Origin of the sequence: Aerophototrophica crusticola (assembly GCF_012913305.1) — a bacterium.
In the GTDB taxonomy this organism is placed as follows: Bacteria; Pseudomonadota; Alphaproteobacteria; order Azospirillales; family Azospirillaceae; genus Niveispirillum; species Niveispirillum crusticola.
In genome coordinates this window covers 3,483,369-3,505,597 of record NZ_CP051775.1, presented here as the reverse complement: position 1 = coordinate 3,505,597, position 22,229 = coordinate 3,483,369, and the positions used below count along the sequence as shown (strand labels likewise).

At 71.9% G+C, this 22,229-nt stretch carries 27 protein-coding genes and 3 pseudogenes; 4 read left to right on the top strand and 26 right to left on the bottom strand.

The features are described 5' to 3' along the window. Positions 1-10: 10 nt before the first annotated feature. The 3 genes from HHL28_RS17230 to HHL28_RS17220 form a co-directional block, all read right to left on the bottom strand. A complete protein-coding gene (locus HHL28_RS17230) occupies positions 11-640 on the bottom strand; it encodes an NUDIX hydrolase (protein ID WP_169655569.1) in 630 nt (209 codons plus the stop codon). 108 nt (positions 641-748) lie between these two features. Beyond that, entirely contained in the window at positions 749-901 is a 153-nt protein-coding gene (locus HHL28_RS17225) for an entericidin A/B family lipoprotein (protein WP_075772049.1), read from the bottom strand. 159 nt (positions 902-1,060) lie between these two features. Continuing rightward, positions 1,061-1,993 carry a hypothetical protein gene (locus HHL28_RS17220; protein ID WP_169655567.1) on the bottom strand — a complete coding sequence of 311 codons (933 nt, stop codon included), beginning with the start codon at positions 1,991-1,993 and terminating at the stop codon, positions 1,061-1,063. A gap of 495 nt (positions 1,994-2,488) precedes the next feature. Between HHL28_RS17220 and HHL28_RS17215 the strand changes: the two genes are divergently transcribed. Next, positions 2,489-2,875, top strand: a complete 387-nt coding sequence (locus HHL28_RS17215; protein WP_169655565.1) for a ribbon-helix-helix domain-containing protein — start codon at positions 2,489-2,491, stop codon at positions 2,873-2,875. Here the strand turns inward: HHL28_RS17215 and HHL28_RS19145 are convergent. The 4 genes from HHL28_RS19145 to HHL28_RS17195 all read right to left on the bottom strand — a co-directional run bounded on the left by HHL28_RS19145 (position 2,827) and on the right by HHL28_RS17195 (position 6,580). Beyond that, positions 2,827-3,762 (bottom strand): TIGR01459 family HAD-type hydrolase, encoded by a 936-nt coding sequence (locus HHL28_RS19145; RefSeq protein WP_449686966.1) that lies wholly within the window; start codon positions 3,760-3,762, stop codon positions 2,827-2,829. The two genes, HHL28_RS17215 and HHL28_RS19145, sit on opposite strands and share 49 nt — an antisense overlap. A 165-nt stretch (positions 3,763-3,927) precedes the next feature. After that, positions 3,928-5,130, bottom strand: coding sequence for an EAL domain-containing protein (locus HHL28_RS17205; RefSeq protein WP_075772053.1), 1,203 nt, complete (start codon positions 5,128-5,130; stop codon positions 3,928-3,930). A gap of 11 nt (positions 5,131-5,141) precedes the next feature. Beyond that, positions 5,142-6,203, bottom strand: a complete 1,062-nt coding sequence (locus tag HHL28_RS17200) for a quinone-dependent dihydroorotate dehydrogenase (RefSeq protein ID WP_075772054.1) — start codon at positions 6,201-6,203, stop codon at positions 5,142-5,144. Beyond that, on the bottom strand, positions 6,200-6,580 hold the full coding sequence (locus HHL28_RS17195; protein ID WP_075772055.1) for a DUF952 domain-containing protein: 381 nt from the start codon (positions 6,578-6,580) through the stop codon (positions 6,200-6,202). The genes HHL28_RS17200 and HHL28_RS17195 overlap by 4 nt, the downstream gene beginning before the upstream one ends. A 289-nt stretch (positions 6,581-6,869) precedes the next feature. Here HHL28_RS17195 and HHL28_RS17190 point away from each other — a divergent pair, with 289 nt between their 5' ends. Further along, positions 6,870-7,067 carry a hypothetical protein gene (locus tag HHL28_RS17190; RefSeq protein WP_169655563.1) on the top strand — a complete coding sequence of 66 codons (198 nt, stop codon included), beginning with the start codon at positions 6,870-6,872 and terminating at the stop codon, positions 7,065-7,067. 71 nt (positions 7,068-7,138) lie between these two features. Here HHL28_RS17190 and HHL28_RS17185 read toward each other — a convergent pair whose 3' ends face one another. From HHL28_RS17185 to HHL28_RS17140, 12 genes are all read right to left on the bottom strand, one after another. Continuing rightward, on the bottom strand, positions 7,139-7,294 hold the full coding sequence (locus HHL28_RS17185; protein WP_169655561.1) for a hypothetical protein: 156 nt from the start codon (positions 7,292-7,294) through the stop codon (positions 7,139-7,141). 307 nt (positions 7,295-7,601) lie between these two features. Continuing rightward, on the bottom strand, positions 7,602-7,910 hold the full coding sequence (locus HHL28_RS17180) for a hypothetical protein (RefSeq protein WP_075772057.1): 309 nt from the start codon (positions 7,908-7,910) through the stop codon (positions 7,602-7,604). A gap of 205 nt (positions 7,911-8,115) precedes the next feature. Further along, a complete protein-coding gene (gene terL, locus HHL28_RS17175) occupies positions 8,116-9,495 on the bottom strand; it encodes a phage terminase large subunit (RefSeq protein ID WP_169655559.1) in 1,380 nt (459 codons plus the stop codon). Between the two features lie 173 nt (positions 9,496-9,668). Further along, on the bottom strand, positions 9,669-12,038 hold the full coding sequence (locus HHL28_RS17170; RefSeq protein ID WP_075772059.1) for a glycosyl hydrolase family 28-related protein: 2,370 nt from the start codon (positions 12,036-12,038) through the stop codon (positions 9,669-9,671). Positions 12,039-12,169: 131 nt separating this feature from the next. Continuing rightward, on the bottom strand, positions 12,170-12,694 hold the full coding sequence (locus tag HHL28_RS17165; RefSeq protein ID WP_075772060.1) for a hypothetical protein: 525 nt from the start codon (positions 12,692-12,694) through the stop codon (positions 12,170-12,172). Further along, positions 12,694-13,119, bottom strand: coding sequence for a hypothetical protein (locus HHL28_RS19000; protein ID WP_404326062.1), 426 nt, complete (start codon positions 13,117-13,119; stop codon positions 12,694-12,696). The genes HHL28_RS17165 and HHL28_RS19000 overlap by 1 nt, the downstream gene beginning before the upstream one ends. Then, on the bottom strand, positions 13,080-14,216 hold the full coding sequence (locus HHL28_RS18995; RefSeq protein ID WP_404326060.1) for a hypothetical protein: 1,137 nt from the start codon (positions 14,214-14,216) through the stop codon (positions 13,080-13,082). Before HHL28_RS18995 ends, HHL28_RS19000 begins: the two co-directional genes overlap by 40 nt. Further along, complete coding sequence (locus HHL28_RS18990; RefSeq protein WP_404326059.1) at positions 14,168-14,587, bottom strand: hypothetical protein; 420 nt, start codon at positions 14,585-14,587, stop codon at positions 14,168-14,170. Before HHL28_RS18990 ends, HHL28_RS18995 begins: the two co-directional genes overlap by 49 nt. Next, positions 14,584-15,156 (bottom strand): hypothetical protein, encoded by a 573-nt coding sequence (locus HHL28_RS17155; RefSeq protein WP_075772062.1) that lies wholly within the window; start codon positions 15,154-15,156, stop codon positions 14,584-14,586. The genes HHL28_RS18990 and HHL28_RS17155 overlap by 4 nt, the downstream gene beginning before the upstream one ends. A 25-nt stretch (positions 15,157-15,181) precedes the next feature. Further along, a complete protein-coding gene (locus HHL28_RS17150; protein WP_075772063.1) occupies positions 15,182-15,451 on the bottom strand; it encodes a hypothetical protein in 270 nt (89 codons plus the stop codon). A gap of 261 nt (positions 15,452-15,712) precedes the next feature. Continuing rightward, the gene (locus tag HHL28_RS17145; protein ID WP_075772064.1) at positions 15,713-16,528 is read right to left on the bottom strand and encodes a phage capsid protein; all 816 of its coding nucleotides are present in this window, start codon (positions 16,526-16,528) and stop codon (positions 15,713-15,715) included. Between the two features lie 295 nt (positions 16,529-16,823). Then, positions 16,824-17,705 (bottom strand): alpha/beta fold hydrolase, encoded by an 882-nt coding sequence (locus HHL28_RS17140; RefSeq protein WP_075772065.1) that lies wholly within the window; start codon positions 17,703-17,705, stop codon positions 16,824-16,826. A gap of 159 nt (positions 17,706-17,864) precedes the next feature. On the opposite strand from HHL28_RS17140, the gene HHL28_RS17135 reads away from it, so the two are divergent. Next, positions 17,865-18,338, top strand: coding sequence for a hypothetical protein (locus HHL28_RS17135; RefSeq protein WP_169655557.1), 474 nt, complete (start codon positions 17,865-17,867; stop codon positions 18,336-18,338). Then, positions 18,287-18,622, top strand: coding sequence for a hypothetical protein (locus HHL28_RS17130; RefSeq protein WP_169655555.1), 336 nt, complete (start codon positions 18,287-18,289; stop codon positions 18,620-18,622). Before HHL28_RS17135 ends, HHL28_RS17130 begins: the two co-directional genes overlap by 52 nt. 6 nt (positions 18,623-18,628) lie before the next feature. Here HHL28_RS17130 and HHL28_RS18985 read toward each other — a convergent pair. The 7 genes and pseudogenes from HHL28_RS18985 to HHL28_RS17105 form a co-directional block, all read right to left on the bottom strand. Then, positions 18,629-19,009, bottom strand: a pseudogene (locus tag HHL28_RS18985) (capsid assembly protein); the annotation flags it as partial. 607 nt (positions 19,010-19,616) lie between these two features. Next, positions 19,617-20,470: pseudogene (locus HHL28_RS18980) on the bottom strand (portal protein); the annotation flags it as partial. Positions 20,471-20,523: 53 nt separating this feature from the next. Further along, on the bottom strand, positions 20,524-20,892 hold the full coding sequence (locus tag HHL28_RS18975) for a portal protein (protein ID WP_404326955.1): 369 nt from the start codon (positions 20,890-20,892) through the stop codon (positions 20,524-20,526). Next, a pseudogene (locus HHL28_RS18970) lies at positions 20,855-21,088 on the bottom strand (portal protein); the annotation flags it as partial. The gene HHL28_RS18975 and the pseudogene HHL28_RS18970, both read right to left, overlap by 38 nt. 12 nt (positions 21,089-21,100) lie before the next feature. Further along, on the bottom strand, positions 21,101-21,364 hold the full coding sequence (locus HHL28_RS17115; RefSeq protein ID WP_075771089.1) for a hypothetical protein: 264 nt from the start codon (positions 21,362-21,364) through the stop codon (positions 21,101-21,103). Then, positions 21,352-21,777, bottom strand: coding sequence for a hypothetical protein (locus tag HHL28_RS17110; RefSeq protein WP_075771090.1), 426 nt, complete (start codon positions 21,775-21,777; stop codon positions 21,352-21,354). The genes HHL28_RS17115 and HHL28_RS17110 overlap by 13 nt, the downstream gene beginning before the upstream one ends. Beyond that, positions 21,774-22,148 (bottom strand): hypothetical protein, encoded by a 375-nt coding sequence (locus HHL28_RS17105; protein WP_075771091.1) that lies wholly within the window; start codon positions 22,146-22,148, stop codon positions 21,774-21,776. Before HHL28_RS17105 ends, HHL28_RS17110 begins: the two co-directional genes overlap by 4 nt. Positions 22,149-22,229: the final 81 nt, after the last annotated feature.

Here is a 22,229-nt window from a genome sequence, read left to right as displayed (position 1 = left end):
CATGCCAGGGTCATGGCGGGAACGCCAGGGGAGGGCTTATGCGAGGGGCCGGGTGCCGCCATCCGGCGGCTTGGCTCCTGCCGCTGGCTTCAAAGCCCCATGGGCGCGTCCGGCGGGGCGATGCCGGGGGGAAGGCGGTCTGGCCCAGGCGGGCGCGGTGTTCGTGCAGGGCCCAGTGGACGCTGGGGAAAGCCAGTTCCTTCCAGGGGATGTCGTCCCAGGCGAACAGGGCCACGGCCTCGCTCTCCGGCCCCGCCTCCACGTCGGGGGAGACAAGGCCCGCGCGGTAGATCAGCTGCACCTGGCTGATCCTGGGGATGTTGTAGACGGCCAGCAGGCAATCCACCCGGATGCGGGCGCGGGCTTCCTCCCAGGCTTCCCGGGCGGCCCCTTCCTCCGTGCTCTCACCCAGCTCCATGAAGCCGGCGGGCAGGGTCCAGTAACCTTTGCGCGGGTGGATGGCCCGCTTGCACAGCAGGATGCGCCCGTCGGGGGCGCTGACCACCGAGCCGACGATGATCTTCGGGTTTTCGTACGCGATATAGCCGCAGTCCGGGCAGACCAGCCGCTCCCGGTCCTCGCCGGCGGGGATGGTGCGGATGCGGGGGCCGGCGGGCGCTTGGGCGGGCGTGTCGCTCATGCCGGCAAGATGGGCCGGTCGGGGCCGCACCGCAAGGGTGGCGCGCAAGGCCGGACGGGGAAGTGGGGGCGGCGGCCGGGGGATGCCCCCGTGCCGCCGCCCTGGCGCTTACTTGTTGCGGTCGGCGGCCTTCTCCACGGCCTGGCCGCCGGACTGCAGGTCCTGGCCCGCGCCCTCGACGGTGTTGCAGGCGGACAGGCCGGCCATCGCAAGAAGAAGGCCGGCGGCGCTGAGCGTCTTCCAAGAGAAACGCTTGGTCATGATTGTTCCTTCCAGTGGCGCCGGACGGAACACGTCCGGGTCTTGTCCTGCCCGCACCAGCGGCACGGGTCGGTGGAAGGAACGTGGACTTGTCAACAAGGTTCCCGAGTACCGGCGGTGGTACGCCCAGCCATGCACCCCGTGGGTACCAACCCGGGGTCAGTCCCCCAGCTTGACCTTGCCGGCACCGAGCTGCTGCACCGTGGGGGTGCCGGTGACCTTGGCGACGGTGACGCTGCCGGGCCCGGTGACAAGCACCTGCGGGTCCGCCGCCGTGCCGTTGAAGCGCACGGTCCCCATGCCGGTGACCCCCGCCTGGAACCGGTCGGCGGCGCCGTCGGCGATGTCCACCTTGCCGACGCCCTGGAAGGCCAGGGCCACCGGCCCGGCCACGGAGGCCACCTGCACGTCGCCCGAGCCGGGGATGGACAGGGTCAGGCCCTCGCGCACCGGGCCCAGCCGCAGGGTGCCGGCGCCGTTCACCTCCGCGAAGGCCTGGCCGGCACCGGCGGCGCTGACGTCAGCCTGGGCCGGCACCTGCACCGCCAGCAGCCCGTCCACCCGTCCCAGCCTGACCTCCCCGGTCTGGGTCACGCGCACCCGGGCCGAGGCGACCGTGCCCGGGATGTCCACCCGGCCGCGGGCCAGTTCCAGCCGCACGGGGGCGCCCAGGTCGCCGTCCACCACCAGCTCGCCGGTATGGTTGTTCAGCAGCAGGGGCGTGCCCTTCGGCACGGTGAATTCAAGGTCGGTGCGCGGCTCCCTGTCAGGGCCGGGGCCGGTGACCCAGAGCAGCCCGTCCTGGACCTCCAGATTGTAGCGCTTGCGGCTGTTGGTCATGCTGAACAGCACGCCGGCCGCCTTTTCGTCCACCCGGATGGTGACGCGGCCATAGATGTTGGCCAGCCGCAGCCCGGCCGGGGCGTTGGCCGTGGCCACCACCCGGTTGGTCCCGTCGGCGGCGCTTGTCCGCTCCAGGTAGCGGATGCCACCGTCATGGCCGGGCATCGATTCGGATGGCGCCGTGGCCAGCTTGGCCGCCATGTCGGCCGCGGCGCGCACGGAGCGGCTGATGGCGTCCAGGTCCACCATACCGGGGCTGGTCGCCCGCAACGGCGCCGGGGCGGGTGCCGGCGGCATCGGCGGCAAGGGGGGAGCGGGGCCCGGGCGGCCACCGGGCGGGCGGGGGGCTGCGGCGCCTCCTCCCCCATGGACAGGCCCCAAGCCACCATGGCCACGGTCACGGCCAGGGCCGCGATGCCCCCCATGGGGATGCCCGGGGTCAGTCGGGTGCGGGGAGCGGCAAGGCTGGCGTCCATCGGTCGCGTCCTGGGCATGTCGTCTGGGTCCCTCATGCCCCTTAGGATAGACTGCCCCACGCGGCTGTCATGCGCGGTTTCACGGCGGTTACAAAAGTCATGGACCGGACAAGGTGCCGCGTCCCACCGCCCTTCCGGGCCCACCCGGCAGCCTTTCGACGCCAAGAACCGTCATAAGACCCGCTACAACCCATTGTACCATACAAGTAGACTCAATATGTTCGGCACAACCCTTGTACAGGCCAGAACCTATGGCGGAAGGTCGTTGATGGCAGCGAAGCGTCGTCCCCCCGTGATCCCCGACGATACGGCCCCGGAGTCCATGAAGGCAGTCTGCCGCAACGTGGTGGTGGGCGGCCGGCGGACCAGCATCCGCATGGAGCCCTTGCAGTGGGAAAGCCTTGCGGAAATCTGCCGCCGCGAGGGGCGGGCCACCAACGACGTGGTGGCGCTGATCGACCAGAAGCGGGGCGACAGCGCCCTGACCGCGGCGCTGCGCATCTTCATCCTGAGCTATTTCCGCAGCGCCGCCGACCCGGTGCCCACCCCCGCCCACGCCCTGGCCGGCATGGCGGAGGAGCAGGCGTCGTTCCGGCATGAGCGGCACTATTCGCCCGTGTTTGAGCGGGCGCTGGACGTGTTCGAGTCGCGGTGACGCCCCCCGTCCTTACCAGACCAGGGCCGGGATGATGCCGGTGGGGCGCTGTGTGGCGGTTTCCAGCAGCCGCGCCACGGCGCCCGAGTCGGGGGCCGCGCCCCATCGGGTGCCCAGTTCTTCCCGGTGGATGCCCCCGGTGACCAGCAGGCTGTCGATGCCGGCGGCATTGGCCCCGGCCACGTCGGTGCGCAGGCTGTCCCCCACCGCCAGCACCCGCGCCGGGTCCATCCCCCCAGCAACTGGAAGCAGCGGCGGTAGACCGACGGGAACGGCTTGCCGTGCCAGGCGACGGAGCCGCCCAGCTCCTCATACCGGCGGGCCAGTTCCCCGGCGCAGATCACCATCTTCGTGCCCACGACCACCACCAGGTCCGGGTTGGCGCAGAGCATGGGCAGGCGGCGGGCGGCGCAGGCCTGCAGCACCGGCTCGTAATCCGCCAGGGTCTCGTCGAAATCGTCGATGCCCGTGTTGACGACGAAGTCTGCCTGGTCGGGCGTGTCCACCCGAACCCGGCCGGGCAGGCTGTCATAGACGTCGTTGTCCCGCGGCGGGCCGATGTGGAACAGCCGGGGCCCCAGGGCGGCGTGCCAGGCATCCGGCGGGTCCCGCAACGCCTCGAAGCTGGCCTCCCCCGACGTGTAGAGAAAGTCATAGAGCCCGGCGTCCAGCCCCATCCCGTCCAGCTTGGCCTTGGCCGCCGCCACCCGGCGGGGCGCGTTGGACAGCAGGCAGATCTTCTTGCCCCGGGCCTTCAGCGCCGCCAGGCATTCCGGCACCCCGGGATAGGGCGCCACCCCGTCATGCACGACACCCCAGAGGTCCAGGATGAAACCGTCATACCGGTCCGCGACCTGGGACAGGCCGACGTGGATGGGGAGGGTCATGGGGACATATCCAAGTGGGCAGGCCGGTCATCAATACCGGGTCGGGCGCACCGGCACAACCGTCGCGCCTGCGCCCCAAAGTGGCCTTGCTGCACCTGCTGGACCGGCACCCCGACCTGGTCTCGGACCTGCGGCAGATGCCGGGCGCGGGTGAGGCCGTCTGACCTACCCCAGCTTCTTCGCCAGCCGCGGCTCGCCGAACAGGTAGCCCTGGCCGAAGTCGACGGAGAGGTCCAGCAGGTCCAGGAGCTGGCGGTCGGTCTCGATCTTCTCCACCACCAGGTCGATGGCGTTGCGGTCCAGCTGGCCCTTCAGCGCCTTGAAGGCGGCGGGGTCGGCGAAGCGGCCGGCAGGGTCCAGCAGGCGGGCGGCGTCCAGCTTGACGAAGCGGATCTCGTGCCGGGCCAGCTGGTCCCAGTCCACGTCCAGGTGGGTCACCTGGTCCATGGAGAAGCGGAAGCCCAGGCGCCGCAGCCCGTCCAGGAAGCCGGTGGCGAACACCCCGCCACGCATCAGGTCGGCCTGGCCCAGCTCGAACACCAGCTTGTTCACCAGGCTGGGGTGCTGGCCCATGTAGGTGACGAATTCCCGCATGAAGCCCGCATCGTCCAGGCTGGCGGCGGAGATGTTGCAGAAGAAGCCCACGGTCTGGTGCCGCTTCTCCGTCTCCCGGATCAGTTGGATGCAGCGGAACAGCAGCATGTTGTCGATGGCGGCGATCAGCCCGGCGTTGGCCGCCACGTCCAGGTAGCGGTCGGGGGGCAGGTGGCTGCCGTCATCGCCGCGGATACGGGAGAAGACCTCGTAATAGCGGTGCTTGCGCTGGGGCAGGCTGACCATGGGCTGGAGGAAGATGTCCACCCGGTCGGAACGCAGGGCCGTGCGCACCATTTCCAGCACCGCATCGGCATCCACCCCGGCCTCGGCCACCGGGGTGGCGGGGCCGCCGAACACCGGCTCCACCCGCCCGCCGGGGCGGCGGACGGGAAGCTGCCCGGCCAGGGTCTCCAGCATCCGCGCCTCGGACACCACCGAGTCCAGCTCCGGCCGGGCCGGCACTGGGGGCGGGACCAAGGGGGCAGCGGCGGGGGCGGCGATCCCACCCCGCAGCTTTTCCTCCAGGTGCAGCAGCACGATGCGCATCTCATCCTGGGTCTTGCGCAGGTGCCAGAGTTCCTCCTCCAGCGCCTCCCGCTCCGCGTTGCGGGCCCAGAACTCATGCAGCAGGGCCCCGGCCAGGAAGACCACCAGCCCGAACAGCAGGCCGACCAGCCGGTCCACCCCGCCGGTCAGCGGCAGGGTCACCGCCACGGCGAAGGCAAGCGCCACGTACAGGGTGGCGAAGGCGATGTGGCGGAGGGTGGTCATGCCGTCACCCCTCAGCCGCCCCGCTGGTCCGCGCCCACGGCGTCCGCCACGCTGCGGAAGCCGTCGCGGGCCAGCAGGTCCGCCAGTTCCCGCTTGATCCGGCCCACCAGGGCCGGGCCGTCATAGACCAGGGCGGAGTAGAGCTGCACCAGGCTGGCGCCGGCGCGGATCTTGGCATAGGCGTCGGCACCGGACGCGATGCCGCCCACCCCCACCAGGGGCACGGCCCCGCCCAGCAGGCGGTGGAACTCCCCCAACACCTTTGTGCTGGGCCCCATCAAGGGCTTGCCGGACAGGCCGCCGGCCTCTTTGGCCAGGTCGGCGGGGATCTCCGCCGGGCGGGCGATGGTGGTGTTGCTGACGATCAGCCCGTCGATGCCGCTGTCCCGCACCACGGCGGCGATGTCTTCCTTGTCCGCATCGGCCAGGTCGGGGGCGACCTTCAGCAGCAGGGGCGGGGTGGCCCCGCTCTGACGCCGTGCCTCCAGGCAGCGGCCCAGCAGGTCCGCCAGCGCGTCGCGGGACTGGAGCGTGCGCAGGCCGGGGGTGTTGGGGGAGGAGACGTTGACGGTGACGTAGGAGCACCAGGGCGCCACGGCCCGGATGCCCGCGGCGTAGTCGGCCGCCGCGTCCGTCTGGTCCTTGTTCTTGCCCACGTTGGCGCCGACGATGCCGGGCTTGCGGTGCCGCGCCTTCAGCCGGGCCGTGAAGGCCTCCAGCCCCCCGTTGTTGAAGCCGAAGCGGTTGATCACGGCCCGCGCCTCCGGCACCCGGAACAGGCGCGGGCGCGGGTTGCCCGGCTGGGGCAGCGGGGTGACGGTGCCCGGCTCCACGAAGCCGAAGCCCAGGGCCAGCATGGCGTCCGGCACCTCCGCGTTCTTGTCGAAGCCGGCGGCGAGGCCCACGGGGTTGGGGAAGTCCAGCCCGAACACCCGGGTGCGCAGGCTTGGCGGGTCCGGCCGCCGGTCGGCGGGGACCAGGCCCGCCTTCAGGGCGGAAATGGTCAGCCCATGCGCCTTTTCCGGGTCCAGGCGCATGATCAGGGGGCGGGCCAGGGGGTACAGGTCGATCACGCGCCGGCCCCGCCCCGCTTCGCCGCTTCCCCCGCCACATGCGGCGGGAAGACGTGGAGCCCATCGGCACCCAGGGGCAGCGGGTCCACCCGCAGCACCTGCCCCGGCAGCAGCGGCCCGTACAGGTGCGGGAAAAGCTGCCCGCCGCGGGACGGTTCCCACCTCAGCCCGTCGCCCAGGGCATCCGCCGCCACCGTCAGCAGCAGCAGGCCCGTCTGGCCGGCCCGGTGCTTGGCGGCACTGCCGGGCAGCTGCGCCGCGTCGGAGAAATGGATGAAGCCGTCCGCCTGGTCCTGGGAGGAGCAGTCATAGCGGCCGGCGGCCAGCGCCGCCTGCCATTCGGGCTCGCGGCACATGTGGAAGATCAGGGTCGTCATGGGCCGTACCCTAATCCGAACGGGGCGCCCTGACCAGCCTTTGGCCGGGATGGCCCGGATGACAAGAAAAGTCCCTGCCAGGAATGTGGATTTCCGCAGGGGACTATGTAAAGGCCAATAGTTCTCCAAGGCGCGCATATGATTATGCGCGGAATCCAAAGGGATAGGTCCCATCCTTCTATCCCAACGCATAGATCACCGACATCCCAGGCTGGTGCTAGATGTCAATCAAGGGAGAAGAAGAGAGAAGATCCGGGGGTCAGCGATGAAGAGAATGACGGGACAGGCCATGATGCCAGACGATGATGACATGAGCGATTCCATGCGCCACGCCCTGGAAGAGGTCGCGCACATGGGGACCCGCGGCTTGACTGCCGTGCCGGTGAAGCCGACGCTGGAAATGCTTACGGCGGGCGCCGATGCCGGCAAAGTTTCCATCGGCACCGTCATGCGTATTTATGCGGCGATGCTCCAGGCGGCGGATTGACCCTGTTGCCGGGCAGGTGAAACCGGGTCGCCGGGTGCGCGCACCGCGCGCCCCGGCCCGGCCCGACGCGCTCAGGACCCGTAGCAGAGCAGCGGCCCGACCTCTGCCAGGGGGGCCAGCCCCTGTGCCCAATCGGGGGACTCCCCACCCCGGTGGAAACGCCAGGCACCCCCCGTGGGGTCGGACAGGGTGCCGGCCAGCGCCCGCCGGGCCACCCGCAGGGCCATGGCAAAGGACGGGTCGTCCGGGCTTGGCGCCAGGGGGACGGGCCGGCGTCGGCCCCCGGGTCCCCGCCGCGGAAGCCCGCCAGGTCGGCACAGGCGGCCGCCAGGGTCGCCCCCGGTTCCCGCCGCTGCCGGTTCAGGACCATGCAGGCCAGCGCCTCCATCACCCGCGGCGGCTGGCCGCACGCCTCGCCCCACAGGGTGCGGGCCAGGATGTCCAGCGTGTCCGCCGGGGTCGCCCGGATGTCGGCACGGGGTACCGGCGGCGCCGGCGGGGGCGCCGGGCGGTCGGGGGTCAGGCAGGGGCGGCTCACCGCACACCCCCGTCGGCCACCATCTTGCCGTCCAGCTTGGTCTCGATCCGCAGCAGGTGGGCGGTCAGCCGCTGCTCCACCTCCCGCAGGGCATCCTGCGAGGCATAGGTCTTCGCCACTTCCAGCTTGAAGGCGGCCAGGGCATCGCGGAGCTGGACCGACGTGGCGTCCAGCCCGGCGCGCAGGGGCTCCAGCGACTGCTCCGTGTCGCGCTTCACCTGCTGGATCATCCAGAACAGCCCGGCCAGGGCCGGCACCTCGATGGCGGTGATCCACCAGACGAGGTCGAGGGTGGGTGTGGTCATATTCGCATCTCCTCTCAATCGGGGGGTGGGTCATGCCACCCCATACGGATCAATCGTCCGTTTCCCCCAATGAATGACCGTCATCCCGGCGGAAGCCGGGACCCAGGATCACGAGCGCATTCCTATCCCCCTGGGCCCCGGCTTTCGCCGGGGTGACGGATGTCGAAGAAAGGATCAGGGGTGCGGGTTGGGAAACGGCAGCGCATCAGACAGCGAAGTCGGTCAGGGCCAGGACGGGGGAGCGGTGCTTGCGGCCGGGCGTGCCGCTTTCCCCGCCGTCGCGCAGGGCGCCGGCCACGGCGTCCAGCCCGTCGTCACTGGCGTCGGCTAGGTCGGGGCGCCATTCCTCCATCTCCTGCACCAGGCGGGTGTCGAAGACGGTGTCGTGGGCGAACAGGGTGCCGGACAGCAGCCGCGGCTCCCACGCGTCCAGGATGCGGTCCACCTTGGCCCCTTGGGCGTGCTTGCCCTGGACGCTGGTCCCGGCCTCCCCCAGCGTCGCCAGCGCTTCCCGCAGCAGGCCGGGCAGGAAGTTGCCGATGCCGTTGGTCTCCACGGTCACCTGGCGCACATGGAACTCGCGGCAGAGCAGGGCCACCTGCCGGCACTGGGCCTGGGCGGGTTCCTCCCCCTCCGGCACGGTCAGGTACAGCAGACGGTGCAGCCAGGCGCAGCCCTCGTTGTCGATGAACAGGATGGCCAGGGCGCTGCCGTCGCCGGCCCGGCCCTTCTCCGGGTTGGTGCCAAGGGCGGGGTCCCACCAGGCGCGGCGATGCAGCAGCGGCCGCCCGTCCAGCAGGATGGTGGCCCCGGCGCTGTTCCCCTGGCGCACCGGCTCCGCCGAATAGCGGCGCAGGCGGTTGGGGTCCAGGCGGCCGTCGCCCAGCCGGCGGGGGACCAGCAGCATCTGGGACTGGAACTTGGCCTCCCCGCTGCGCAGGCGGATGCGCTCCAGCGTCTCCGGCGTGAAGCGGTCGGACCACCAGGGGTCGGCCCGGTTGTCCATGTCCCGGTAGACCGGCAGCTCCTTGCGGCTGAACCCGGCCAGGAACGCTTGCGTCTCCCCCGGCCGGGGCTGGGCGGCGTAGATGGTGTGGTGGTGGTGCGGCGTGCCGATGTAGAGCAGGGTGCCGCGGGGGGACAGGACATGCGCCAGCTCCCCCAGCCGCAGCCGCAGCTCGGCCCGCTTGGCGGCAGTGTCGGCGGTGTTGGGCACCTCCACGTCGTCGCAGACCACGATGTCGGCATGGCAGCCGGTGGCGTTGGCGCAGATGCCCTTGGCCTCCATGGACGGGTCGCGGTGCACGCCGGGGCGCAGGATGGTGAAGGCCTCCGCCCCCCACAGATCGGGCTTGGGCGGCTTCAGGTCGGGGCGCAGGGTCTCGATCACCCGCTTCACCGTGCGCACCATGCGCCGGGCCAGCCCCTCCTCCGCCGCCAGCACCAGGATGCGGGTGTCCGGCGCCTCCACCAGCCGCCAGGCGCAGAACAGCCCGACGATGCTGGACTTGCCGCTGTCGCGGAAGGCCAGCAGCAGCAGGTCCCGGTTGGGGATGTCCCACTGGTCCTGGAGCCAGCGCGACATCTCCTGGTGGATGTCGGGGTGTCGTGCCCGAACCGGGCGTTCCAGGCATCGACGAAGGCGGGGAAGCTGACGCTGCCCGTGGGCAGTCGATCTTCTGGATTCATGCTTGAGATCCTTCCCCCTCTCCCCACCGGGGAGAGGGTTGGGGTGAGGGGGGCCGGGAGTGTCGGCGGCTACACCCGCGCCACCACGTGCCACGCCGCCCCGTTGCTGATGGCGGTGACGGCAGCGTTCTTGGCGGAGAGGGCGAGGGTCGCGCCGTCGGGGCCGGTGCTGCCGTCGCCGGACGTGACCGTGACCGCGTTGGCGCTGGCGTCGGTTTTCTTGATGCTGACCCGGCGGCCTACGTTGCCGTCGGCGGGCGCCGGCAGGCGCACCTCCACCGGGCCGGCGAAGGCGCTGACCAGGTACAGCTCGGCGCCCAGGTCCGGCTGGAACAGGCCCGCCGCTTCCCGGAAGCGCACTGCCAGCGGCTGGGTCCGGCCGCCCAGCACCAGCCAAGCCGCGCCGTTGGAGAAGACGGTCAAATAATCGTACCGGCTGGACAGCACCCAGGCCCGCCCCTCCGGCCCCGTCCCGCCGCCGGCCTGGGTGACGGTGACGGCGGTGTCGGACAGGTCGGCCTTCTTGATGGTGACGGTGCGGCCGACGGCCTGCGGGTCCGACGGGGCGGGCAGGCGCACCTCCACCGCCCCGGCCGACGCGCTGACCAGGTACAGGGCCTTGGCGCAGTCGGGGGTGAAGAGGCCCGCCGTCTCCCAGAACTCCGCGTTCACCGGCGGCATGTTGTGGGCGGTGACCCACCAGCCGGCGCCGTTGCTGACCAGGGTGGCGCCGTCGAACCGGCTGGCCAGCAGCAGGGTGCGGCCGTCCGGACCGGGGCCGCCGCCTTCCGTGACGCGCACGGGGTTGGCGCTGCCGTCGGTCTTCTTCACCGTGACGACGCGGCCGTTGGCGGTGGAGGCCTGGGGCAGCCGGAACTCCACCGCCCCGCCGAAGGCGCTGACGAAATAGGTGGTGCTGGTCAGGTCGGGGGTGACGACGCCACCCGCCGCGGGCTCCACATACTCCGTGTCCAGGCTGAACCCCTCCACCCGCAGGTCGGTGACCAGCGTCTCCTTCAACAGGTTGCGCAGAGGGAAGCCGGCGTTGACGGCGGTGTACTTGCGCGCGCCCGTCGTGTCCCAGATGGGCTGGCCGCCGGTGGCGCTGAACAAATTGACGATGCTGGTGCCCTGGGACCCGTTGTCGATGCGGATGCCGGGAAGCGCCCCCAAACTCTCCGCATAGAAGTTGACCACCAGGGTCTGGTCCGTGGCCGCACCCAGGCGGAAGCAGGCCTCCCCATTGGGGTGCAGGTTCGCCTCGCAATCGGTGAAACTGTTGTTGAACCGCCCCGCCGACAGGAAGAAGCCGCAGCCCGACAGGGGCGCCGCCAAGCTGTAGACGCGCACATCCACGAACTTGTTGGCGTTGGGCGTGTCGCCCGCCCCTTCCACCGTCAGCAGCACACCGTGCAACTGCGGCCGGGCCACCAGCACGCGGGTGATGTGGTTCCAATAACAGGGCCGGTCCGGGTCCTGGTAGCCGTCCAGGACCAGCCCGATGACGTTGTCCCACAGGGACAGGTTCTCCAGCACGTTCTTCACGCACGGTCCGTCGCGGCCATAGAGCTTCACCCCCGCCGCCCCGCCGACGATGCGCAGGTCCCGCAGGGTCGCGTAGCCGTCCACCAGCTCCACCGCGTTGAAGCCGCTGGGGTAGCTGGGCAGGTTGACGGGGTCGAAGGCCGTGGCCCGCGCCTGGATCACCGACCCCTCCCCCACCCCGTACAGGGTCTGGCCATGGCCGAGGGTGATGGTGCCCGTGGTGCGGTAGGTGCCGGCGGGCAGGAACACGGCCCGGTGGGCGGCGAGGGCCGCGCGGATGGCATCTGTGTCGTCGGCGATGCCGTCCCCCACCGCGCCGAAATCCTTGGCGGAGGCCAGGTCGCGCAGCTTGGCCGCCATGCCGCGGCCCACCGCCCCGGCCCCTTGCGCCGTGAAGGCGGGATCGGCCCCAGACCCGGGCGGCAGGGCCACCGGGGCGCCGACCTCATCGAAGCCCAGCACCTTGCCGGCCCGCGCCGCGCGGCTGGGCAGCTCCAGCGTCGCCGCCAGGTCGGTGGCGGGCGCGCGCACCACCCGCTCCTGCTCCGCCCGCGCTTCCTGCACCATGGCGGTCATGCGGTCGAGCTGCTCATTCAGGGCGCGGGCGGACAGGGGCCCGCTCTCCCCGAAGTCGGACAGCCGCTCGACGCTGAGCCGCCGCTCCAGCGTCACCACCGTGCCGGCGGCGGGCGGGCTGGCGAAGGTGACGGACCCTCCTTCAGTCTGCCCGGCCCCGCTGACGGTGAAGCCGCCATCCTGCGGGGCGGCGTTGAGGAAGACCCTAAGGTCGGCCTGGGCGAAAATGGGGAAGGGAAAGGCGAAGGCGGCCGTGCCGCCATCCGCCAGATACTGCACGCGCGGCATCACCGCCGGCACCTGGGGGTGGGTGGTCATGGGATGTCGTCCTGTTCGGGTTCGTAGGTCGGATTAGCGGCGCCAGCCGCGTAATCCGACGGCAAGGGGCCGTCTGGGGGGCCGTCGGATTACGGTGCCTGCGGCACCTAATCCGACCTACGGTGGCGCCCCTAGTACCCCCGCGCCAGCCGTTCCAGCCGCTGCCGTTCTTCCAGCCGGGTGCGTTCCAGCAGGTTGCGGCGGGTCAGGGACTGGTCGCGGTCGGTCAGGGCCTTGCGGCGTAGGGTGTCGAGTTGGCGGGCGGTGTCGCGGTCTTCCTGGTCCTGCCTCGCCAGGCCCAGCAGGATGGCCTCGCCCGACCCGTCGGCGGTGCTGATGCCCTGGCCGCCGAGCTGGGCGCGGGTGCGGCCCACGGCGCGGCGCAGGGCGCGCTGGCGGCGGCGCTCATCCTCCGCCGCTTCCAGGGCGATGCGGTCGGATTCGCGCTGGAGTTCCTCGCTCTGGGTGCGCTGTTCCTCCGCCTGTTCCTCGGCCAGGGAGCGGCGTTCCAGTTCCTGCGCCTGGCCCAGCAGGGCATCGTCGTCGCCCCTGTCCCGCCCGCCGCTGCCGCGTAGGGAGCGGACGGCGGTGGCGGTGCGGCGGATGTTGTTCAGGGTGCCGAGCGTCGCCAGCACCGGGGTGGTCAGCCCAGCCATCAGTCGTTCACCTTCATCTCATGGGTTGCGGCCAGCAGGGTGAAGGGCAGCGGCCGGTCGTCGGCCAGGCTCCAGGCCGGCTTCAGCGGGTCGGCGGGCCAGCCAAGGGTGGTCAGCCGCCGGTCCCCCGTGAAGGGGACGGCCGGCGCTTCCGTCAGCACGAGCCCGCCCGTGCGGCGCAGCGGTACCTCCAGGGCCCCGCGGCCAAGGTCGGCCTTCAGCACCGGCGTATCCTTCAGCCGGAAGGTCACGGCCAGCAGCCGCGCCTTGGCCCCCTGCCCCTCCGCCGCCAGCAGGTTGGCGGGCAAGGGCTCCACCCGGTGGGTGAAGGGCAGCCCGGCCTGGATAGCGCGGACGGCCCGGTCCAGCCGCAGCCGCCCAGCCTTCACCGATGAAGGCGCCAGGACGATGCCGTCGCCCAGCACCGTGGCCGTGCGGCCCGCCAGGTGCCCGGCCCCGGACCAGCGGGCGGTGGGCGCGGGGCGGTGCCGCTAATGCCGGCATCCACCTGGAATCCGTCGTCCCAGGCCTCCAGCCACACGGCGCCGTCGCGGCGGACCAGCCAATAGGGGGTGTCGCCCACCACGGCCAGGGACAGCACCTGCCCTGCCGTCACCAGCCGGGTCCAGGCGCTGACCTGTTCGGCGCGGTAGAGGGTCAGCGCCGCCACCGTGCCGTCCGCCTGCACCGCCAGCAGCAGGCGCCGTCGGCGGTCATGGTCCATCTCCACCGTCTGCCCGGCGATGTGCCGGGCCGCCACGGTCAGGTCGCCGGCCTGGTAGACCCGCTCCGCGTCGGTCCAGAAGAACTCCCGCAAGGACCCGTCCGCCGCGGCGAACAGGGTGGCGCCGTCCACCTCCCGCGGGCCGATCTGGCGGTCGCCGCGGCTGCCCAGGCGGGTCTGCCGGTCCAGGCGGATGGCCTGCGGCGTCAGCGGTTCCCCCGTCACGGCCCATTCGGCGCCCGTGGTGAAGACCTGCAGGTGCCGGCCGCTGAAGACGGCGCGGATCGGGTTCACCTCATCCGACAGGATGGCGAACTCGATGGCCTCGTCATCCTCCCCCTCGCCCAGGTCGAAGTTGAACAGGTCGCCGGACCGGGACAGCCACAGCCGGTTGGGCAGGTCGCGGCTGCCGCCGACCACCAGCCGGTCCTGGTGGAAGCAGGCGGATACGGGCCAGCCCCGCACCGGGCTGAACGCCGCCTCGTCCCAGTCCACGGTGGGGTCCGTGTCGGGGAGCGTTTCAAAGACGTCCACCTCCGCCAGGGTGGGGGACAGGATGGCGGCGAAGCGGCAGGGCTTGCGGTGGATGCGCAGGGGCTGCCCGTCATGGCCGGGCTGGAAGACAGGGGCGGACGCCTTCACCCGCACCCGGCCCGACCTGGCCGATGGGGTCAGGGTGACGGACAGGTCGCCGAAGCGGAAATAGGGGATGCGGGACTTGCCATCCTCCGCCGCGAAGACCCAAGGGCTCAGGGTCCAGGCGCCCGGGCCGGTGCGGGCCAGCCGCTGGGGCGGCACCTGGGGTGGCACAGCAGCAGCACGTCGGCGCTCTGCGTCCAGGTCAGGTCCTTGAGCTGGGCCAGGGTCCAGGGGGTGGGCAGGGTCGCCTCCAGCCCATCGTCGCGGAACACCTGCACCTGCCCGTCGGTGAACAGCAGCAGATGGGCCTGGTCGGTGCTGAAGCTGAACAGCACCAGCCGCCCCGGGCCGGGGGCCGCCGCCACGAAGGCCGTGCCCGGGCGCCGCGCCAGCCCGCCGGTGGGCAGGACGATGACGTTGTCCAGGGTCCGCGCCCCGTTCTCATACGCCCGCAGGTCACCGCGGCCCAGCAGGTCCGGGGCCAGGGCGCCGCCGGTGAAGTTGGTCTTGACGGTCTTGAGCCGGGTCATGGCAATCGGGCCTCCAGCAGGCTGAAATCCTCGAAGCCCGGCTGGTTGTCCTGCTGGCTGTCCACCAGCCGGGCGCGCCGGAACTCCGCGTCCGCCAGCCGCCACAGGGCCTCCGCCCGGCTGGTGTTCTCCGTCAGCGGCACGCAGAACTCCGCTGCCAGCCGCGCCACCAGGGCCTGGTCGAAGAAGGGCGGGTAACCTTCTTCCGCCGGGCGGTAGACATGGGTCAGGGTGACGGCGGCCGCGTCGCACAGCAGGGCCTGCCCCTGGATACGGTAGGGCAGGCCCCGCCCCTTGCCCCCGGTTCCCGCCGACAGGGCCCGCAGGAACCCGGGCGGCAGGGCGAAGGCGTGGGCGAAGTCGGCGGCCGGTTGCCCGGCCAGCCGGTTCAGCGGGCTTTGCGCGGTGGCGAAGCTCCAGGCATGGGCCGAGAGCAGCGCGTCCCGCGTGGGCCCGTACAGGGCCGCCGCCACCTCGGCCTCTGCCGTGCCGTCCTGGAAGGTGGCGATGGGGGCGGCCCCGATCTTCAACAAGGCACGGGCGCAGAGCCCGATGGCGGTGAGGGCCATGGGTGGGGCCTCCGGCTGGGGTGGATCAGTCGCTGTCCGCCGCGCCCACGGGCGTCAGGTCGGACAGGTTGACGGTGCCGCCGCTGTTGCCGGACACCAGGAAGATGCCGGCGGCCTGGGTTCCGGCGGTGCCGGTGTTGGCCAGCACCATGTCGCCCAGCCGCAGCATGTGGCTGGCCGCGTTCATGTACCCCGCCACCCGCACCTGGGCGGCCGTGTCGGGGGTGGTGTAGTGCCAGAGCGTGAAGCCGTTGGCATAGGCAAGCACGCTCAGGTCCTTCGGCAGGAAGGCCATGGGGGAACCCTTTCTTGTCGATGGGAAAAAGCCGGGTGAAGGAGCGGGCGTGGCAGCGGCGGGGCAGGAAGACGCAGGAAACACAAGAGGACATTCACGAACACGCACAAAAACATTCACGGACACGCACAGGACAATTGCCTGCGGCGCAGCCATTCCTTTTTGTGAATGTTCGTGTGTTTTTCTTGTGCGTGTTCGTGCGTGTATTCGGGCACACCTGTGGAAATCTGCCAGCAACCCCGCCGCCGCACCATCAACGCCTCACTCCACGCAGCGCAGGGTGACCACGCCCTTTGCGTCGATCAGGGCGGCGCCCTGGCTCATCATGGAGTTGACGAAGTGGCTGGCCCGGTCGCCGTGCCAGGTGATGTCAAGCTGCACCTCGGAGCCGGAGGCGTGGCCCACGGCGGTCTTGTGGTACCAGTGGCAGAGGCGCGTCTCCCCCTGCTTGGTCAGGCCGGAATGGGGCATCCACAGGGTGCCCAGCCAGCGCTTGGCCTGGGTGCCGCGCCAGGGCAGCTCGTCCACGCCCACATAGTTGGCGTTGGCGAACTCCTCGATGGACAGCAACTGGCTCCACTGCTTCCAGCCCACCACGCAGGTGCGCTGGCCGTCGTCGGGCACGTCGCCGGCGCCCAGCAGCTCGAACGCTTCCAGCACCTTGTCGCGGGTCAGCCCGTCACCGGGGCCGCCGGCGAACAGGGCGGACTTGTCCAGCTCCTTGATGATCAGCTCGTCCGTCTTGCGGCCCAGGGCATAGGCCCCGGCGTTGGCCACCACGGCGCGCTCGTCGATGTTGGTCTTGATCTCGTCCAGCTTGTCGATCCAGTCGCCGGCGTAATAGTCGGCCAGCAGGCATTCCACCGCTTCGCGGTCCTGGTTCATGGCCGCGATCAGGCCGTTGCGGGCCTTGGTGCTGGCGCTGCCCTTGCCGACCATCTGGAAGACGGTGCTGGCGCCCTTGACGTTGTTCTTGCTGCGCACCGTGGCGCGGAGCTTGGAGCCCATGCGCTGGTACGCCTCGTGGACCTCGCGCTCGAACTGCTTGACGAAGCCCTTCTCAATCTCGGCAGACATATGAATTCCTTCCTGTGTGGAGGGCAAGGGCCGGCCACAGCAGCGGTTGCGACCGGGGGTCGCCGCGCGGACGCCGGGAAGGATGGGGGGATGCCGCCCCTGGCGCTTTGCCCACCCCACGGATACAAGCGGCGACCAGGCCACTGGACACAGGTCCGGCGGTTCCCCGGTCGCGGCAGGCGGGGGTCTTGGGGAGCAGGGAGGCTGTCAGGATGCCGGACACCCCGCGGGGCGGCGGGCCGCTGGGCCCGGGCACACGGGGGTGTTGGCAAGGCGGATGGTAGGCTTATAGTCCTTATGCTGTCAAGCCAGAAAATGCAGGCCCGTGCAGATCGTCCACGGCCCGCACCACCGCCTCCGGCCAGACATGGTGGGCCATGTGCCCGACCCCGGGCAGCAGGCGCAGCGCCGCCCCCGGAACCCGCTTCGCCAGCCAGGCGGCATGGCGCCCCGGCTCGGCCACCGTGTCCTCCGTCCCGCACAGCACGATGAGGGGTACCGCCAGGCGGCGCAGGCGCAAGGCGCGGGGCATCATGCTGGCGTTGAAGCCGCGCAGCTCCCCCGCCATGGCCAGCATGGCGTCCGGCCGGGCGGCGTGGCCCAGGGGGAAGTCGGCCAGGACCGGCGGCACGGGGTCCGGGGCGAAGCAGGCCTGCAGCTTGGCCGGGCCCAGCGCCTCCGCCAGCCAGGGCACCACCCATTCCCGCACCGGCACCCCCACGACGGGCGCCACCGCCAAGCGCAGCAGCGGCATGGCCGCCGGCCGGGTGGGCCGGCAATAGGGCCCGACAAGCACAAGTCCGGAAACGCGGTCCGGGAAATCCAGCGCCAGGCACAGGGCCGTGGCGCTGCCGATGGAATGGGCGGCCACCGTCACCCGGTCCAGGCCCAGCCGGTCCAGCAGGGCCACCAGCGCCCCGGCCTGGCGGTGCGGGGCCATGTCCGATTCGGGGACCGGCTCGCTCAGGCCATAGCCCGGCCGGTCGGGGGCGAGCAGGCGGTAGCGGGTGGAAAGGTCGGCAAGGGGGGCCGCCACCTCCTGCGCCAGGCCGCCCAACCCGTGCAGCAGCAACAGGGGCGGCCCCTCCCCCTCGTCCAGCAGGTGCACGGCCCGTCCCACCACCCCCACCAACCGGCCGGGGCGTATGCGGGGATCAAGGATGAGGCTGTCGGGCATGGGCGGTACCCAGGTCGTTGCGGCCTGGGGGGAACAGCGGAACGGGCCCCAAGGTCCCACGACCCGGGGACATCGGATGACATCGGCGCCGGCGCGGTTGCAGCCCGTCGGCAGAACCGGCAGAAAGGGCAACCGGGGATCGACAAAGGGATGATGACCGTGACTGCTGCCCTGCCGGCCTTCTTCAGCACCGACCTGTTCGTGCCGCGTTATCGGGAAACGGGCTCCGGCCGCTGGCGGATGACCATGGCGCCCCTGTCCACCAGCATCGGCTATTGGGGCACGCCCTATATGGTGGCCGACCTGGTGGGGCTTCTGCGGGAGAATGGCCGCGGCGGTTGGGAAACCTGGATGTCCCTGGCCCCGATGGAGTTGGAAAGCCAGGAGGTGGGCTGTCGCCATGCCCGCGGCCACACGGTGATCATGGGGCTGGGCATGGGCTGGGCCGCCGCCAACACGGCCCTGAACCCCAATGTGACGGCCGTGACGGTGGTGGAGCGGGACCCGGACGTGCTGGCCCTGCACCGGGAGCTGGACATCTGGTCCCAGCTTCCCCCGGGGCCGCGGCCAAGCTGCGGATCGTGGAGGGCGACGCCTATGGGTTCGTGCCCGACCAGCCGGTGGACCTGCTGATGCCCGACATCTGGCTGCCCTTCGAGAATGAGGGCCGGCTGGAGGAGGTGCGGCGCATGCAGCAGAACTGCCGCGCCGACACCATCTATTTCTGGGGCCAGGAGCTGGTCCTGGCCCGCATGGCCCGGGCCGCCGGGCGGGCATTGGACGAGGAAGGCCTGGCCGCCACGGTGGCGGAGAGCGGCCTGCCCCTGCTGGGGCCTGGCATCCCCGGCTATGCCGCCCGGGCCTGGGCGGCCTTCACCAGCCGGGAGGCGCGGGGCCTGGGCCTGGCCCCGCGGTAAAGGGCGTCACCCCCCATAGGCCCGGCGGAAGCCTTCCGTCACCTTGGCGACGAAGGCCGGGTCGCGGTCGCGCCAGTAGCGGGGGTCGCCCACCAGCCGGTGCAGGTCGGCCTCGCTGGCGGCCTCCCGCTCACCGCTGCCCAGGGCCAGGGGCTCAGCCCCCTGCATCATGCGGTAGAGGGCCATCACCCCGTCCGCCGTGCCGGCCAGGGCCTCCACCGCCGCGGCGGGCAGGTTGCGGCCGGCCCAGGCCAGGATCTGGCGGGCCGTCTCCCGCCACTTGTCCGGCCCGCCGAACTGGGCGACGAGGCGTTCAAGCTCCCGCTCCGCCTCGAACTCGGCGGCCAGTTCCCGCACCAGGGGCAGCAGCCGCTCCGCCGCCAAATCATAGACCAGCTGAGCCTGGGCCGGGGCGAAGCCGGCGGCGTGCAGCTTGGCGTTCACCTCCATGTCCGGGCCGAACATGCCGTGGGCGCAGTCGATGCAATAGCCATCGGGGCTGTCCGGCACGCCCAGGGCCTTGCGCAGTTTTCCAGCGTCGGCGGTCGGGTCGGCGGGGGCGCCCAGGCGCTTCTCCAGCTCCAGGTAGGATTTCAGCAGCGCCTCCACCCGGACCTGGCCGGTGGCAGGGTCCCAGAACTTCTCCGGCACCCCGGCGGGGCGGGGGCGGGCTCGGGCGGCTGGGGGGCCGGGATATCGGTAGCGGTCACTTCGGTCATCGCTTGCTCCTTGAACGTCAGGGGTCACGGCCGCGGGCGGCCAGGGTCTCGATGGACAGCACCAGGGCGCGCTGGCCTTCCAGGTGGCGCAGGGTGGCCTCCGGCGCCTCCGGCCCCACGGCGCGGCCGAAGGCGACGCGGCGCAGGTGGGCCAGCAGGCGGGCGCCGTCGGGCGTGGCGGCCAGCCGGGCGACGGCGCGGGCCAGGTCGGCGGCCTCCGGCCTCGCCGGGTCGCCGGGGCGGCGGGGGCGGGCTCGAACCCGCTCCAGTCGGGCTCAGCCATCGGCGGCCTCCGCCGGTCGCAGCAGCCCGACGGGCACGCCGGCGGCCTCGGCCAGGAAGCGGGCGCAGGCGGCCAAATCCACGGCAGCCAGGGCGTCGGGGCCCAGGGCGGAGACGCTTTCCAGCCAACGCACCGTCGCCTCCGCGTCCCGCGCCGCCTGGGCGCGGGCCAGCGGCGACAGGATCTGCACCGCCACCAGGCGGCCGTCGGCCAGGATGTCCGGCACCTCCCCCGGCGGCGCAGGATGGACAGGCAGCGCCGCACCAGCGGCACCAACAGTTCGGATTGAAGGCGGCCATAGGTGGCGCCCAGCAGCCGGGCCATCTCCGCGCTGCGCTCCAGCACCTCCGTGGCGGTCATGCGGGTGCCGTCCAGGGGGGCCAGCCGGTCCGCCAGCAAGGCGTGGCGGATGCGGGCGCGGAGGTCGTCCAGGACGAGCTGGCTGACATCGAACCGGCCGGGGGCGGCCAGGGGCGTCAAACCGGCGGAGCCCACCGCCTTGGGGATGATGGTGCCGGGCACCAGCCGGATGGCGGCCGGGTTGATCACCCCGTCATCATCCGCCTGCCAGATGCCTGATACGGCGATGCTGGCGTTCTTCAGGACCAGCTCCACCACCTTGTTGGCGGTGCGGATGTCCGGCAGGGCCTTCATGACCGGGCTGCGGCCATAGGTTTCCCCCGGTGCCTTCAGCCAGCGGAAGGCGATGAAGGGCAGTTCCCCGAACCGGCCGCCCGCCAGCAGGGTCGGCCGCTCCGTATCCAGGACAACACCCCAGCGCCAAGCCGGGCCGTCGGGGAAAACGGCCTCCACAATGGGCAGTTTCGCAGCCGGATCGTCCGTCGCCTTGCGGACCGCATCCGGAACGGGTCCGAAACGACGCTCCAGCGCGGCAAAGGTCATCTCCCCCGCCGGAACACCGTGTCCAGCCTTCCGTCGGCGCCTTCCTCCAGTACCAGGTCGGACAGGGGCACGGCGGTAAAGCGCAGGGCGCTGGGGCCGCCGGGCGGTGCCTCCTCCACCAGCAGGCAGCCGGTGCCGCCGGTGGCCACGTCCAGGAAGGCCTGGTGCATCTCCACCGCGAAGTTGGAGCGGTCCAGGTGGGCCTGGAGCGTGGCGCCCGCCCCTTCCAGCAGGGGGCGACGGCGGCGCGGGCCTCCCCCTCCAGGTCGGGCCCGGGGCGAGGCCGGCCCAGCGGGACCAGGGCGGGGTGAGCTGGGCCAGCAGGCTGGCGGCGAGCTGGTCGGCCGCGTCGGCGGCAGTGGCATCGAACAGCCGGTCGTTCTGGCGGCTGGTGGGGTCCGTGGACCGGGAGGCGCCGGTGAACAGGGCGTTCTGCGGCAGGACATGGGCGTAGCAATCCTGCCAGAGCGGTTCCCAGGCCGCGCGGCGGGCGCGGGCGGCGGCATAGCGTTCCAGCAGCGCGGCGGCGGCCAGGTCGGGGCCGGCCTGGGGGATCGTCATCTCAACCATGGCTCATTCCCCCAACAGGCTCTTGCGGCGCGGGGCGAGGCTGCCGGGGGCCAGCACGCCCCGCCAACTGGTCAGCACCGTCCCGGCCCGCCCCAGCCCGCGGCGCAGCAGGCTGCGTTCCCCCGCGCTGGGCTGGGCGGGGTCGTCGCCCAGGGGGGTGTCGCTGGGCGGCAGGGCGGGGACGAAGGCCGCCGGGCCGGGAGATGGCGCCGGCGCGGGGGTGGGTGCCACGCTGCGCGGCGTGGCGGGGGCGATCAGGCGGGCCATGCGGAACCTCCGTTTCGGCGGTCAGCGGTTAAGCGGCGAAAGAGTTGCCAGGGGGTGAGCACGCCGCGGTCGGGCAGGCCCAGCACGCGCTTCACCGCCTCCACGCAGGTGAAGGGGGCCAAGGGGGCGGGGTCGCGGCGCCGGCGGGCCACCGTCTCCACCACCACATGGCCGCGGGCGCGGAACCAGCCGGCCAGGTCGAAGGCCGGGTCCACGGGCTGGACCGCCACCTCCGTGTGGGGCGACAGGGGGTCCACGGTGACCCAGACGCCCCCGTCGCGCACGGCGACGAAGACATGGCGGAAGCCGGGCTTCAGGAAGCGCAGCCACCACAGCTCCACCCCGTCGCAGAACACGACCAGGGCGGGCCGCCCCTCCCGGTCGGGCGGGTCGAAGAGGGGGGCGGGTTTCATTGGACAATGCCTTTCGCCTTCAGCACCGGCTCCAGCCGGTCCAGCGCCTCCCGCCACAGGGTGGCGTCGCGGGCCTCATGCCGGCGGGTGGGGTCGGGGGCCATGTGGCGGCGGCCATGGCGGGCAAGGACCAGCAAATGGTCTCGCAGCAGCCGGCGCTGCCGGTACAGCCGGTCCACCACGCGCAGGATGTCCAGCGGCTCGCACGGGCGGGGCAGCAGGGCGAGGCCGGCGCGGATGCGGGCCCCTTCCTGCCGGGCGGCCTGGGCCTCCACGAACCAGAACCAGGCTTCCTCGACCGAGGCGAAGGGGACCTCCGCCCGGGGCGGCGGGGGTGGGGCCAGGGGGGCGTTGCTGTGCAGGCTTGGCATGGGCGATCCTAGGCAGTCATAGCATCGACAGGGAACAAAAGCAGAACTAGGGGGATGCTATGCGCGATAGTTTTCCTATGT

Coding starts and splice junctions, on each gene's coding strand:
- HHL28_RS17230 (WP_169655569.1), bottom strand. CDS start 640: ATGAGCGACACGCCCGCCCAAGCGCCCGCCGGCCCCCGCATCCGCACC.
- HHL28_RS17225 (WP_075772049.1), bottom strand. CDS start 901: ATGACCAAGCGTTTCTCTTGGAAGACGCTCAGCGCCGCCGGCCTTCTT.
- HHL28_RS17220 (WP_169655567.1), bottom strand. CDS start 1,993: ATGGTGGACCTGGACGCCATCAGCCGCTCCGTGCGCGCCGCGGCCGAC.
- HHL28_RS17215 (WP_169655565.1), top strand. CDS start 2,489: ATGGCAGCGAAGCGTCGTCCCCCCGTGATCCCCGACGATACGGCCCCG.
- HHL28_RS19145 (WP_449686966.1), bottom strand. CDS start 3,762: ATGACCCTCCCCATCCACGTCGGCCTGTCCCAGGTCGCGGACCGGTAT.
- HHL28_RS17205 (WP_075772053.1), bottom strand. CDS start 5,130: ATGACCACCCTCCGCCACATCGCCTTCGCCACCCTGTACGTGGCGCTT.
- HHL28_RS17195 (WP_075772055.1), bottom strand. CDS start 6,580: ATGACGACCCTGATCTTCCACATGTGCCGCGAGCCCGAATGGCAGGCG.
- HHL28_RS17190 (WP_169655563.1), top strand. CDS start 6,870: ATGATGCCAGACGATGATGACATGAGCGATTCCATGCGCCACGCCCTG.
- HHL28_RS17185 (WP_169655561.1), bottom strand. CDS start 7,294: ATGGCCCTGCGGGTGGCCCGGCGGGCGCTGGCCGGCACCCTGTCCGAC.
- HHL28_RS17180 (WP_075772057.1), bottom strand. CDS start 7,910: ATGACCACACCCACCCTCGACCTCGTCTGGTGGATCACCGCCATCGAG.
- terL (WP_169655559.1), bottom strand. CDS start 9,495: ATGTCGCGCTGGCTCCAGGACCAGTGGGACATCCCCAACCGGGACCTG.
- HHL28_RS17170 (WP_075772059.1), bottom strand. CDS start 12,038: ATGACCACCCACCCCCAGGTGCCGGCGGTGATGCCGCGCGTGCAGTAT.
- HHL28_RS17165 (WP_075772060.1), bottom strand. CDS start 12,694: ATGGCTGGGCTGACCACCCCGGTGCTGGCGACGCTCGGCACCCTGAAC.
- HHL28_RS18990 (WP_404326059.1), bottom strand. CDS start 14,587: ATGACCCGGCTCAAGACCGTCAAGACCAACTTCACCGGCGGCGCCCTG.
- HHL28_RS17155 (WP_075772062.1), bottom strand. CDS start 15,156: ATGGCCCTCACCGCCATCGGGCTCTGCGCCCGTGCCTTGTTGAAGATC.
- HHL28_RS17150 (WP_075772063.1), bottom strand. CDS start 15,451: ATGGCCTTCCTGCCGAAGGACCTGAGCGTGCTTGCCTATGCCAACGGC.
- HHL28_RS17145 (WP_075772064.1), bottom strand. CDS start 16,528: ATGTCTGCCGAGATTGAGAAGGGCTTCGTCAAGCAGTTCGAGCGCGAG.
- HHL28_RS17140 (WP_075772065.1), bottom strand. CDS start 17,705: ATGCCCGACAGCCTCATCCTTGATCCCCGCATACGCCCCGGCCGGTTG.
- HHL28_RS18975 (WP_404326955.1), bottom strand. CDS start 20,892: ATGCCACTGCCGCCGACGCGGCCGACCAGCTCGCCGCCAGCCTGCTGG.
- HHL28_RS17115 (WP_075771089.1), bottom strand. CDS start 21,364: ATGGCCCGCCTGATCGCCCCCGCCACGCCGCGCAGCGTGGCACCCACC.
- HHL28_RS17110 (WP_075771090.1), bottom strand. CDS start 21,777: ATGAAACCCGCCCCCCTCTTCGACCCGCCCGACCGGGAGGGGCGGCCC.
- HHL28_RS17105 (WP_075771091.1), bottom strand. CDS start 22,148: ATGCCAAGCCTGCACAGCAACGCCCCCCTGGCCCCACCCCCGCCGCCC.